At 48.9% G+C, this 12,859-nt stretch carries 13 protein-coding genes and 1 riboswitch; of the genes, 3 read left to right on the top strand and 10 right to left on the bottom strand.

What is annotated here, in order from left to right; genetic code table 11:
• A partial coding sequence (locus tag ACCI49_RS21590) for an integrase core domain-containing protein (protein WP_371840492.1) occupies positions 1-243 on the top strand: 243 nt, incomplete at its 5' end.
• 205 nt (positions 244-448) lie between these two features.
• Here ACCI49_RS21590 and ACCI49_RS21585 read toward each other — a convergent pair.
• Genes ACCI49_RS21585 through ACCI49_RS21540 form a run of 10 tightly spaced genes read right to left on the bottom strand, consistent with a single transcriptional unit; the run spans position 449 to position 10,251 of the window.
• Entirely contained in the window at positions 449-1,372 is a 924-nt protein-coding gene (locus ACCI49_RS21585; protein WP_371841303.1) for a cobalamin-binding protein, read from the bottom strand.
• Positions 1,373-1,420: 48 nt separating this feature from the next.
• On the bottom strand, positions 1,421-2,233 hold the full coding sequence (gene cobS, locus ACCI49_RS21580; RefSeq protein WP_371841301.1) for an adenosylcobinamide-GDP ribazoletransferase: 813 nt from the start codon (positions 2,231-2,233) through the stop codon (positions 1,421-1,423).
• Positions 2,217-2,822 (bottom strand): histidine phosphatase family protein, encoded by a 606-nt coding sequence (locus tag ACCI49_RS21575; protein WP_371841300.1) that lies wholly within the window; start codon positions 2,820-2,822, stop codon positions 2,217-2,219. Before ACCI49_RS21575 ends, cobS begins: the two co-directional genes overlap by 17 nt.
• On the bottom strand, positions 2,812-3,855 hold the full coding sequence (gene cobT, locus ACCI49_RS21570; RefSeq protein WP_371841299.1) for a nicotinate-nucleotide--dimethylbenzimidazole phosphoribosyltransferase: 1,044 nt from the start codon (positions 3,853-3,855) through the stop codon (positions 2,812-2,814). The genes ACCI49_RS21575 and cobT overlap by 11 nt, the downstream gene beginning before the upstream one ends.
• A 24-nt stretch (positions 3,856-3,879) precedes the next feature.
• Positions 3,880-4,428, bottom strand: a complete 549-nt coding sequence (gene cobU / locus ACCI49_RS21565; protein ID WP_353375365.1) for a bifunctional adenosylcobinamide kinase/adenosylcobinamide-phosphate guanylyltransferase — start codon at positions 4,426-4,428, stop codon at positions 3,880-3,882.
• Entirely contained in the window at positions 4,421-5,203 is a 783-nt protein-coding gene (locus ACCI49_RS21560; protein ID WP_020415299.1) for a heme ABC transporter ATP-binding protein, read from the bottom strand. Before ACCI49_RS21560 ends, cobU begins: the two co-directional genes overlap by 8 nt.
• Positions 5,203-6,225 carry a FecCD family ABC transporter permease gene (locus tag ACCI49_RS21555; protein WP_020415298.1) on the bottom strand — a complete coding sequence of 341 codons (1,023 nt, stop codon included), beginning with the start codon at positions 6,223-6,225 and terminating at the stop codon, positions 5,203-5,205. The genes ACCI49_RS21560 and ACCI49_RS21555 overlap by 1 nt, the downstream gene beginning before the upstream one ends.
• Positions 6,222-7,736 carry a cobyric acid synthase gene (locus tag ACCI49_RS21550; RefSeq protein WP_371841298.1) on the bottom strand — a complete coding sequence of 505 codons (1,515 nt, stop codon included), beginning with the start codon at positions 7,734-7,736 and terminating at the stop codon, positions 6,222-6,224. Before ACCI49_RS21550 ends, ACCI49_RS21555 begins: the two co-directional genes overlap by 4 nt.
• Positions 7,737-7,748: 12 nt before the next feature.
• Entirely contained in the window at positions 7,749-8,363 is a 615-nt protein-coding gene (cobO, locus tag ACCI49_RS21545) for a cob(I)yrinic acid a,c-diamide adenosyltransferase (protein WP_371841297.1), read from the bottom strand.
• A gap of 37 nt (positions 8,364-8,400) precedes the next feature.
• Positions 8,401-10,251: a TonB-dependent receptor plug domain-containing protein gene (locus ACCI49_RS21540; RefSeq protein WP_371841296.1), complete on the bottom strand. Its 1,851-nt coding sequence runs from the start codon at positions 10,249-10,251 to the stop codon at positions 8,401-8,403.
• Between the two features lie 107 nt (positions 10,252-10,358).
• Positions 10,359-10,506: riboswitch (cobalamin riboswitch) on the bottom strand.
• A gap of 892 nt (positions 10,507-11,398) precedes the next feature.
• Between ACCI49_RS21540 and ACCI49_RS21535 the strand changes: the two genes are divergently transcribed.
• Positions 11,399-12,016 carry a Crp/Fnr family transcriptional regulator gene (locus tag ACCI49_RS21535; RefSeq protein ID WP_371841294.1) on the top strand — a complete coding sequence of 206 codons (618 nt, stop codon included), beginning with the start codon at positions 11,399-11,401 and terminating at the stop codon, positions 12,014-12,016.
• A 132-nt stretch (positions 12,017-12,148) separates the two neighbouring features.
• The gene (locus ACCI49_RS21530) at positions 12,149-12,709 is read left to right on the top strand and encodes a cytochrome P460 family protein (RefSeq protein ID WP_371841293.1); all 561 of its coding nucleotides are present in this window, start codon (positions 12,149-12,151) and stop codon (positions 12,707-12,709) included.
• Positions 12,710-12,859: the final 150 nt, after the last annotated feature.

The raw sequence follows: 12,859 nt of genomic DNA, 5'->3' as shown, positions 1-12,859 counted from the left end.
AGGCATCCACAAACCAACGGCATCTGTGAGCGCTTCCATAAAACCATTCTACAAGAGTTCTACCAGCCTTCATTACGCCGGAAGATCTATGGATCAATAGAAGAGTTACAAAAGGATCTGGACGAATGGCTCACATATTACAATAATGACCGTACCCATCAGGGTAAAAAGTGTTGTGGCCGCACTCCGATGGCAACACTTGAAGATGGAAAAAGCATCTGGAAGGAAAAACTCGTAAACTGAATTTGACCTGACAAAGCACCTTCTGAAAAACCGGTAACTGTCAGATCAAGTCTGAACTACTACAGATAAGCTCAGTTTTACAACTAAAACTCAACCATAAAATAGCACTCCAATAATTCGTAAATTTATCTCCGAATTTATAGAGATGCCCATAAATTACTTTAGTGTACGTAGGAATAGTTTAATTTTTCCACGTCGCTGAGAATTACAGACCATCTTTAGTTGTAGTACCTGCACCAACCTTCATTCGCACATTGTTCAGATAATCACAAACCATTTCCATCCCATCCAACACTCTAAAGGTATGTCTCTGAATTATATCTGGGGGTACAAAATAGAGGCTGTCATTCTTAACCGCATTGAGTGTCGGATAGGCTTTCCAGGCATCCAGCCAATCTGGCCGGCTTTCTCCCATGCCGCTGGAAATAATCACTTCAGGATTCCGGTTAAGAACAGACTCGATACTGATCTTGGGTGCTAAAACCATCGCATCAGCAAATGCATTACGGCCACCACACGTTTGGATCACATCGCTGATCAAATGCTCGCCGTTGAGTGTCTGGAGGGGATCATTCCATACTTGGTAGAATACACTTACCGGTGTTTTTTTCTTGTTGCTTTGCTGGAGCTCATTTAGCCTCTTAAGCCACTCGCTTGCGGTGCGATCCGCATTTTCGCTTGTGCCGGCAAGTTCGCCAAAAATTGTTACATTCTTTGCAATATCTTCCAGAGTTCGGGACTCAGTGACGAATACCGTAAACCCGAGATTATCCAGCTTTTGGATCATTTCATCGCCATTTCCCGACCCCCAGGCGACAATCAGATCTGGTTTCAGAGCCAGCAAAGATTCATAGCTTAGTGCTTTGTAATTGCCAATCTTTGGTAACTTCTTTGCTTGCTCGGGATAATCGCTATAGCTAACAGCAGCAACCAGCTTCTCTCCCGCACCTGCGCTATAGAAATTTTCTACAATATGTGGAGCCAGGGCAACAATACGTTCTGCCGGCGCTGGCAATTCGATCCAGTGCCCCCGTACATCCTGTACACGTACTGGTTTATCGGCCCAACAAGAGCCTGTCCATAAAAGGCTCAAGGTGGTAATGAAGATTGTGAAAATACTCCGAGACATCATTTAACTCGTCTAACTCTAAACTTATTGTTTTGTAACACTCAAATTTTAAACACTGGCAAGAGCTACCCACAGAATTAGTATTACGAGCTCAATAATTTCGACCAGGCCACCCAGACAATCACCGGTATAACCACCAATAGTTTTCTCCCATAAATGACGCCAACAAAGAATCAGCACAGGTAAAGCACTAGCCATTCCAACTACGATGGCCATAGGAGCTGTTGCGAAAGCGATGGCCGTAACGATAATGACCACAGACAATAGCTCCCATCTTCTCTTTGAGCCAGAGGGTGGAACAAAACCCTCCACACGGGCGTAGTCTGAAATACTCATTAGAGATAACGCTGCCGCCCTGGCCAACATCGGCGACAGTACCAGCGGCAGGTATATCCAGTTTTCTATCGCATCCAGTTCGGCTGTAAGTAGAGTTGCGATCGCTGCGAATTTAATCAGTAGAAATACAACAAGTGCAACAACCGCAACTGAGCCACAATGTGGATCATGCATTACAGTGAGGATTCGATTGCGCCTCTCTTCAGGATCAGCACATTTGTGACCGGCAAAGTAGGCATCAGTACAATCGGCAAGACCATCAAGATGTAAGGCACCAGTTAAAATGACCCAAAACCCCAGCAATATTGCCGCCTGTAGCTGAATTCCCAGTGGGGCCAGCAGGTATGCTGCGGCCGATAATAGAAGCCCAATAACAACCCCAACAAACGGATAGAAGTATATTGATCGCTCTACTGTTTCTTTATCGACCCGGTACAACAATCCCGCGACTGGCAGCCGGGTAAGAAAGACCAGTGCATATAGGAATGCCTGGATAAGACCTGAAAATTTACGGACAATAAACATAGGCATCCTGCCCCGGATAGGGAATCCCGAAAGTCCCGCTATTGCAATCGTATTCCATTGACGCGGCAAATCCATAGCCTACCTGTAACGACATCATCTGACCGGGCCCCCAACCATTGGCAATGGTCAGCAGTAACTTGATCACGCCACCATGGGTTACCAATAATAGAGATTCTCCCGAGTAGCGCACAGACAGCTCGCTAATAGTCTGTAGCACCCGGGACCGGAAAGATGTGAAAGGCTCACCGCCTGGGGGACAGTGCTTTTCTGGCTCGCGGCTCCATGCATTACACAAGGTTTTGTGCTCGGTCCAGATTTTGTCGATCGCTTGCCCTTCCCATTCACCGAAACTAATTTCGCGGATACCGGGAACAATATCTACTGGCAACTTTCTTTTGTGGCCCAGCTGGGCAGCAAATGCCTGGCAACGACCCAGTGGGGAAGTGATAATTCTATCCCATGGGCCGGTAAGATCCCTGAGTCCTTGCCACATTTGCTCCCAACCTTCTTCAGTTAAGGAGACATCAATCTGGCCACGAAATATACTACCGCCAGCACATGCGCCATGTCGTAACAGGTCAATCCTCAACAGGTACACCTGCTTCGCTAAATGTGAACATCTTGTTATGCAGGTTAAGCGCCTGCCTAATAATACTTATAGCCAGAACAGCACCAGTACCCTCCCCCAACCGCATATTGAAGTTGAGCATAGGACTAACCCCCATACGCTCTAGGGCCAGTTTGTGCCCAAGTTCATCCGACAAGTGCGCAAATAAGAACCAGGGTTTTACAGAGGGATTGATAGCTCCAGCAACAGCAGCTGCAGCCGTGGCCATAAATCCGTCAACCAGAACCGGGGTTCCCCGCTGGGCGCAGGCGATAAATGCCCCGGCCAGGGCCGCAATTTCGAAACCACCGAGAATTTGCAGAATACTCACGGGGGAATCCAGAGCAGCGCTGTGCTGCTCCAAAGCAGATTCAATCAGTGCAATTTTTCGGGCGAGTACATCATCACCGATACCTGTACCTCTCCCTGTGATTTCTGGAACTTTCAAATCAAACAAAGCAGCAAAAATTGCAGCTGCCGAGGTGGTATTACCGATCCCCATATCCCCGCCGATAAAACAATCACTATCAGTAGAGTGCCTTCGTCCCACATTAAACGCACTTATGAGCTGCCCATAAGTCATCGCGGGTTTACCTTGGGAAAAATCCGCTGTAGAAGGCGCAATGACCTCATCGATCAATTCAGGGTGCTCAGTGGGCACCACACAGCCCAAATTAATAGCAGCAAAGTCTGCATTCTGCTCTCGACTCAATACATTGATGGCCGCCCCACCCTCACAGAAAATATTAAGCATTACTGAGGTAACGGCCTGGGGAAATTGCGAAGTGCCCTGGGCTGCAATACCGTGATCAGCTCCAAAAACACGCACAGATAGGCGTTCAAGTTGAGGCTGCCCTTTACCCTGGAACCCGGCAAAATCTACAGCAATAGTTTCCAACCGGCCGAGTGCGCCCTCTGGCTTTATCAATTGTTTCTGCCGGGCAATAGCTGCATTTCGAGCCGATTGATCTGGTGCAGGTGCCGGGTTATAGAGCCAGCTCAGTTCATCAGACATAACCTTTCGCCTCTCGTGCTCAATCTATTTTACCGTCAGAGGTAAACCGGCAATAGCCAGGGTTACGCTGTCAGCCCGCTCCGCCAACGCCTGGTGCAACCAGCCTGCAGCATCCACAAATTCCCGTGATAATTGCCCAAGAGGCACTATCCCGGAGCCAACTTCATTACTAACGAATATCCATGGGGCGGCATTGTTTTCTGAATTATTGCGCCTTTGATCAACACGCTGCATCAATGCTTCGCGTTCACGCGCCCAGACGCCTTCATGAATGCAGTTACTGAGCCACAACGTCAGGCAATCCACCAAAACACAGTGAGATTTAGGGGATGCATCTAAAGCCTCAGCCAACGCGATAGGCTCTTCAATAGTTTGCCAGTGTTGCCCCCTGTCTCCTTGATGACGAGCGATACGAGAAGACATTTCCTCGTCCCCCGCTGTAGCAGTTGCCAGGTAACTAAGTCCACCGGCATTGTTACTTTGCAGCCACTGTTCAGCACGCTGCTGTGCCAGTCGGCTCTTGCCGCTGCGCGCACCACCGAGAATCAGGTGCAAATTACTGTTGTTATACATCGGCAACCACCAGGGATTTACCAGTTACCGGGTGTGGTACCACTGTGACGCTGTAACCATAGAGTTGCTGCATATTTTCTGCGGTCAGTACCGTTTCTGGGCAACCATAGGCCATGCTACGGCCATGCTTAAGGGCGAGGATCCGGTCACTGTAACCACTGGCGTGAGCGAGATCATGCACCGTCATCACAACAGCCACACCACTTCGCGCAAAGTCGCGCACCGCTCTCATCATTTCGTACTGATGAGCGATATCGAGGCTGGTAGCCGGCTCATCCAGCAGAAGCAAACGATCTCCTCCATCTTCAGCACGCCAGATTTGTGCCATTACCCGTGCCAGTTGCAAGCGCTGCTGCTCACCGCCCGACAATGTGGGATAGAGACGCCCAGATAAATGGCAAACGTCCAGTGCCGCCATAGCTTCCAAACAAATAATTCTATCTCGCTCAGTGCCTGTGGAGTGTGGCGTGCGGCTGAGGGCAACCAGTTCAAGGCCCGTAAAGGCAAATGAAAGCGGATTGCTTTGTGGCAGAACTGCCAACTGCCTGGCTCGCTTGCGAGCGGGCAAACTAGCAAGCGACTCACCTTTAAAGTGAACTCTTCCAGTCTCCATCGCAGATTCACCGCAAAGTGCGCGCAATAGTGTCGACTTACCGGCACCGTTGGGACCAATCACGCAAACCAGCTCCCCGACATCAACGTCAAGACATACATCGGTAAGCAGCGGTCGATTGTCCACACTTACCGTGACTCCCTCAGCCTGTAACAGAGCCATTAGAGGGACCCCCTGTTTTTGCGTAACAAGGAAATAAAAAATGGCACCCCAATCAGGGCGGTAATCAACCCTACCGGTATCTCGACGGGCGCAATAATTGTGCGTGCGAGGGTATCAGAAACCAATAACAGGCTGGCGCCAGCCAGCGCCGATAGGGGTAACAGCTGGCGATGATCCGGCCCCACCCACAACCGCACTATATGCGGCACCACCAAACCCACAAAAGCAATACTGCCGGCCACGGCAACTGAAGTTCCCACCCCTGCAGCGACAAGCACGATCAAGCTGGTTTTTACCCGCTCCACATCGACACCGAGATGCCGTGCCTGGGATTCCCCCAGCAAAAGAACATTCAGTGAAGAACCAAAACCGGGCAGGCTGGCAAGCAACCCACACAATACTGCCAAAATCAGAAAAGCACGGGGATAGCTGGCCGCATCCAGCCCACCCATTAGCCAGAGGCTCATACGACGCAACGTGTCATTATCTGCAAAGTATTCCATCAGCCCGATTAAACTTGCTGATAGAGCAGTCACAGCGATACCCATCAGCAGCATGGTGGCCACCGAGGTTCCATTGATACTTTTTGCCACCCGATAAACCAATGTCACTGCTAGCAAGCCACTGAAAAATGCCGAAATTGATACCACCGGCAAACTTCCAAAGCCACCGGCTACTTCTGCTCCAAGTAAAATAGCCAGACAGGCACCAAGGGAAGCACCCGCAGTAACCCCAATTAATGAAGGGTCAGCCAGTGGATTGCGAAATAAGCCCTGTAACATCGCACCACAGATGGCGAGTACTGCTCCTACTCCTGCCGCCAGTAAAGCCCGTGGCAAGCGAATTGCCTGGACGATATCTTTTGCCAGACCTCCCTCCCCTTGCCCACTGAGGGCAGAGACAACTTGAGAAGGTGAAAGATATACAGCACCGACGGCCACTGCGACAACAAAACTCATTGTGAGCCCTGCGGGCAATACCCACCAGGCAAGATTCAAAGCTTTGACACGGGCGATTGTCATCGGCTTACCTCTTCCAATGTTGCCCCACCTTGGTCTCGTCCGAATTGCCTAAGCCAAGAGTTCTGCATATGTTCGGCAATAGAATCAGCCAGCCTATCCAACTGCTTCTCACGATGGACATTCAGGTTCAGCGGTGTAGCCCCTGTTAGGCCGCCCCAGGAAAACAGCGCATTTTGGGCTTGCGGAGAATCGAAAAGCCCATGCACATAAGTAGCAAGCACCTGCCCGTCGGCACTGATAGCCCCATCTGGCCTAAGGTTTCCAGCTTCGTCATGAAGAAATACCGCGGGGATCTGCAAAGCTGGCCCTTCTGTAATCCCGCAGTGTATTTCGTAGCCTTGAAGGGCGATATCCCCCTGGTCATTATCCTGATTTCCCAGAGATAGAAACCCGGTAACATTTATTAATGCCTTATATGGCTGCAGCCTGGTTATGTAATCCAGATAACCGAGGCCTAGCTCACTGCCGGGGACATCTTCTACCCCATCTGGGTCCTGCACCTCTTTTCCCAGCATTTGCAGGCCGCCACAAATACCTATGAGTTTTCCACCATAACGCAAGTGCCGATCCAGTTGTGCAGGCCAGTCATTTTCTTTTAAATAGGCCAAATCAGCCTGCACATTTTTACTTCCAGGCAGGATAACCCAATCGCAAGGGGGGATTGATTCACGCACGCTAACAAATTGCAGGTCAATATCCGGGTTCAACCTCAGTGCGTCAAAATCTGTATGGTTACTAATTCGGGGCAGCACCGGTACCACTACCTTTAGCCGAGCATCAGCACCAGCCTGCTGGGTGCTAATCGCATCTTCCGCATCCAGGTACAGGTCGTGGAGGTATGGCAATACCCCGAGAACGGGTTTACCGGTGTAGTTTTCCAACCATTCGAGCCCCGGCTCTAGCAGCTGCAAGTCGCCACGAAAGCGGTTGATCACAAATCCAACTACGCGGTCGCGTTCAGTTGGGGACAGTAACTCGAGGGTGCCTACCAAGTGGGCGAAAACACCGCCGCGATCAATATCAGCAATTAACACCACAGGGCAATCCACCGCCTCAGCAAAACCCATATTGGCAATATCATTTTCCCGCAAATTGATTTCCGCCGGACTTCCCGCGCCTTCAACAAGCACCAGCTCATATTGATCACTAAGGCGTTTAAAGGAATCCAGCACGGCATTTTGTACAGTGGATTTGTAATGGTGGTAATTCAGGGCCTGCATATTTCCCAGCGCCCTGCCCTGGATAATCACCTGAGCCCCAGTGTCTGAAGCAGGTTTAAGCAGCACAGGGTTCATATCGCTATGCGGTTCTATTCCGCAAGCTTGGGCCTGTAGCGCCTGCGCCCGCCCTATTTCGCCACCGTCCGTAGTGACTGCACTATTGAGCGCCATATTTTGTGGCTTGAATGGAGCAACACAAAGTCCCTGCCGGGCAAAATAGCGGGCAAGCGCCGCAACTAGAGTACTTTTGCCAGCATCCGAGGTGGTGCCCTGGATCATCAATACGGACATAACGAATACAACTTAGTAGTCGACCCCTTTCCTGGCCTTGATCCCAGCTTTAAAGGCATGCTTTATATCTTTTACTTCAGACACAGTGTCCATCAGCTCTTGCAGAGCACTACCACCGCCGCGGCCGGTCACTACCACACTCTGCTCTGGAGGGCGTTCCGCCAAAGCTTTCAATATCTGTAATTCATCCAGGTATTTATACGCGAGCATATAAGTTAACTCGTCCAATACCACTAGATCATAGCTGGCATCGGTGAGCATTTTCCCGGCTTCCTCCCAGGTTCGCTCTGCAGCTGCTATATCACTGCCGCGATCCTGTGTATTCCAGGTAAAGCCCGTACCCATTTGGTAGAGGTTTACTTCAGGGCAATGGTTTTTGAGAAAGAGTTCCTCTCCAGATTGTTGTGCACCTTTGATAAATTGCACTACCCCCACCTTCTGGCCATAACCTAGCGCACGTATAACCATGCCGAAAGCAGAGCTGGATTTTCCCTTGCCATTACCAGTTAGCAATACAGCAACTCCACGCTGGATATCGGCCGCTGCTATATTTGCATCAACCTTCGCCTTATGTTTTTGCATTGCCTGTTTGTGTTTGGCATTTTTTTTCTGCTGGTCTTCCGACATGGTCACCTCAGTTCAAGAATCTATTATAGAGAGTGCTTTAGAAGCTGAATTCCACACCGGCATAAGCAGCAGCGCCCGCGGTGTTATACCCAGGCACTTCCTCATAGTCTTCATCCGCGAGGTTTTCTCCACGAATGTAAACGGCAGTAGCATTATTCAACTGGTAACGTACGCTAGCATCCAAAACTTGGTAATCATCTATGGAGGAGCCATCTGTATCTTCCGCTCCAGCACTAGAGCGTAGATTCACCAGAAGACTAAGAGCGCCGGTCGGTTTATAGGTAAAGCCCAGGTTAGCCAAATGCTTCGGGATTCGCGGGCGTGGAGAATCATCAGCCTGTTCGGCATCGGTATAGGTGTAGTTGGCTGACAGCAGCAGAGTATCAGTGACCTGAGTTTCGGCTATCAATTCAACTCCACGGGATTTGCTTGTTCCCTGGCTTTGCAGGTAACCATACGCATCGTTATTCCAGCCAATTTCCTTATCAATGACCTGCTTAAACAGTACGAATTCCAGATAGAGGGAATTTTCACCAAAGTACTCAACACCAAGGTCCAAGCCTCGACTCTCTTCCGGCGATAGTGTTGGCAGTTCTAGTGGCTCAGAAGTCAACCGATCAGTTGCGGTAGCGTTGTGATTAACTTCATACAGACTGGGAGCGCGGAAGCCGGTACCGTAACTGCCTTTTATCTTTACAGTACCGTTGGCAACATTCTCAAACAGGTACGCTGAGCTGGCGCGGAAACTGTTAAAGCGGCCAAAATCTGAGTTGTTGTCATGGCGAAGACCAAGGGTGATATAGGCTTGATCGGCATAGCTTCCCCGGTATTCAGAATAAACCGCCCACTGATCCCGGTCCAAGTCTCCCGAAGTATCTTCACGGTGCTCCACCCCGTAGACCATCCCATGTTCGCGACTAAACCCATGAGAACCAGTGAGGTTCAATTTTTCAATATCACCTTCATACTCATAGGAAGTTCCCCCTCCAATGTAGATGCGCTTCAAATCAGAATGTGAATAGGCCAACTCTTGTTGACCATCTTCGCCATTGTGAGCCAAGCTGACACGAGCACTTTCCTGGCTGAAATCAAAGTTACAATCGTCCTGAGAGGGCCAGCCGCAACGATCATATTCACCTGAGGCATCGGTATCCCGCGCTACAGCTTCCACTCGCCACAGCTCAGAGATATTCCAGCCTACTCGGCCATGTAAAGTCTCGTTATCATAACCGTCGTCATCCCTCAATTCAGTGTCATCGCTGCTGGTATTGAAACCATCGGTTTCCAGCGCCGCAGCTGAAAGGAAGTAATCCAGTGTTTCATTGGCTCCACTGGCACTGGCATTGTAGCGCTCAGTATCGTAGCTACCACCCTCAGCGGATAATTCAAAGCGCTGCCCTTCATCCTCTCGACGGGTCGAGATATCCAGTACACCACCAGCATCAGCCCCATAGAGCATGCCTTGCGGACCGCGTAGCAATTCTACTCGCTGCAAATTACTGCTCATAATATGCTCAATATGAGCACCCGACTGGAGACCGGTTGGATCAGAAATATCGATGCCATCTATTTGGACCAGCGTTCTAAAGCCAGATTCCCCCCGCACCTGTAGCGAGGTTGTCTTACCAATACCACCGCTGTTGTTGACAGAAACCGAAGGTACGCTTCGCAGCACATCGGCCAGGGAAGCCAAACCTCGTGCTTTGAGTTGCTCTTCATCCAATACGGTTACCGAAGTGGCGATCCTGCGCAAAGGCTCATCTTGGCGGGAGCTCACAACAACTAAAGTTTCCAGGTCGGGAATAGAAGATGCACTATCGGTAGATTCGCCAAGTACTGGCACACTCACAGCTGACAGCACAGTCAAGCTCAATAAAGATTTTTTCAAGTTTCAACCCCTAAGGACAAAAGCTCATGGGATCGAGGGAGGAATAGCAATGCGGCACGCCGACGAAGCGTGAAAGATCGTATTGCGAGATGGTAGCCCTCCGCTCCATCGTGTTTCGAGAAGAGGCCGGTATCGGGCTTACCGCTGATAGCTCAGGCGGATCACCGTTGCGGGGGCAGCGCCGGAATTCCGGACTTCCCGTTTAACCTTCTCAGCCAACATCGGGCAGAAGGCACCTCTTATCGTGGTCGCGAAACTAGTGGAAAGGCGTTGAAATGTCAACCAAAGCCAAAAAATGGTAGCTGCAGATTCCTCGTTCCTCTACTGCGGCTATGGGCACCAGTGGAGGATTTTGGTCGGCTGCATCAATACGCGAAGTATTGAACTTAAGGTTACGCTATTTTAGAAGGAGCGCCGGTATGATGACCGGATTTCCATTTCATTTCAATTCGGCAATAAGCTTCAGGATATCCATTGGTCGGAAGGGGCTTAAGCAGACTTAAGCTTCCTCTAATGAGAAAAACAGCTGCACCCCACACTCTACGCTTTGGACTTACGAGTGCGAGCTAGGGGTGTGTTTACCATCGGACGAATCTATGTAAATCCGAGGATATTCTACATAGATGTATGCAAGAACCGATGCTCTGATCAATGAAGCGAAACGGCTACAGAAACCATTGTAACCGGCCTCAACAGCACTCTATTAAAACCCGCGATTGATAACTAATATTGCCGCACAAAAATTGATTTCCCAGTACTTTCATTGACTCATCAAGCCGCTAGCCTCCATAGTTTAGCAGCAATTTATTCTCGAAGCTTAAGCACAGTCTTTCCCTTTCCACATAACGCCACTTAAAAAATTCACCAACCCGTTATGGGTTTTCTAAATTATTTATTTTTCCGACTGCATCCAGAGGTCAATGCCATTGAAGCTAATATAGCACCTATTTTAAAGATAACTAGGAAGATTATCGCCCCGTTAGCCATGAGCAATAACAGCCAAGATATCCACACACATTGCCTACCATAGCAGCAAAGAGATTTCCAACGGACCACCTGAGCCTATTTTGCTGGTACAGAATTTTGAACAATCACTAGTGGTATACTCGTAGGCCTAAGCCTAAAATTTCAACAGGAATTGAAAAAATTGGAAGAAGTAGCTTACAAAGCCCAGAAAGCTAGGTACACAAAAGAAACTGTGTTATTCCGGCAGGGAGATACTACTCCTCATATTTACTTTATTCATACAGGCTATGTTCTTATCCATAAAGTAGATGTAAATGGTAACTCAGGCATTTTAGACCTTTATGGCCCAGGATCTTGGTTTGGACCGGGCCTCAGTGGGCAAACGCAAGATATCGAAGCTATCGCAAAATCAGGCTGTGAATTAGAAATAGCCCCTATAGAATATCTTGATACTATGATGAATGCCATTTCACAAACCGCCCAAGATCTAATAGTGCAATTGGCCACCAGAGAATCGCAAATACAACAACGCCTATTTCTACACATAACCGCGCCCTTACCGGTTAGGCTGGCTAACCTACTGATTCAGCTTTTTCACTATCAAGGGCAGTCTTGTGGTCATGGACATGAGCTGGATGTGAAATTATCTCAGGCAGAATTAGCTGCCATGGTTGGCGGTAGCAGGCAAACTGTCAGCCAGCTTCTTAGTCGCTGGAAGCTGAATGGCGTGATTGACTACACACGGCAATATATCTGCCTAATAAATAAACCCAACCTGGAAGCATTGGCCAGGAACTGACATTTTCCGAGGGTGTTCAAAACTCTGTGTCAGCTAGCTGACAGCCGACTGGCCCACTCCTCCCTATACTTTCAACAAATTGAGGATCATAGCTTGCCTCACCACAACTGAGTCAGAAAAGGAAGAGTTATTATGCACGCCACCTGCTTAGTCACATTAGTACTTGTACTTAGTTTTCATGCCCATGCCGAAGTAGATCTAAGGTCAACCTATACTAATTTTGTTGATAGGAAAGGAAATATCACCTTGCCCAAAGATTATCGAAGAAACTGGACATTCCTTGGTTCCTATCAGGTAAAGCTTGCAAACGGTAAGGGCTGGGATACACATTACGTTTATACACAACCTAAAGCGGTAGATGCATATCGTCAAAGTGGAAAATTCCCTGATGGCACAGTGTTGGTAAAAGACGTTAATAGTACTAAATCCGAACCATTAACCACAGGATTGGCCTACTACTTCTCTGACCTTCAGTTCACATTTATGATGGTAAAAGATAGTAAAGGACGATTTCCTGATAACGAAGCCTGGGCTGAGGGTTGGGGATGGGCCTTATTCAAGCCTGGTGTAGCACAAAGTGAAACAACATCCTGGAAAGGTAGCGGGCTCAACAACTGTTTCGGATGCCATTTGCCCGCCAAGAATACTGATTGGGTATATGTACAGGGCTATAAGCAAGTTCTCCAGGATTAATTTGAGAGGAGCGCAACGCACAGTAAATAAGCACCTGCACTATCGTATTCAGTGCGAGGATGTTCAAAACTCTGTGTCAGCCAAATGGCCTCATAAGCTGATGTATTTTTCCAAGCGATCTGGAAAGTGGATCGTCAGTTGTGACAGTGT

Origin of the sequence: Microbulbifer epialgicus (genome assembly GCF_041447265.1) — a bacterium.
Classification (GTDB): domain Bacteria; phylum Pseudomonadota; class Gammaproteobacteria; order Pseudomonadales; family Cellvibrionaceae; genus Microbulbifer; species Microbulbifer epialgicus.
The sequence above is the reverse complement of the archived record's forward strand: the minus strand, read 5'-3'. Positions and strand labels throughout refer to the sequence as shown.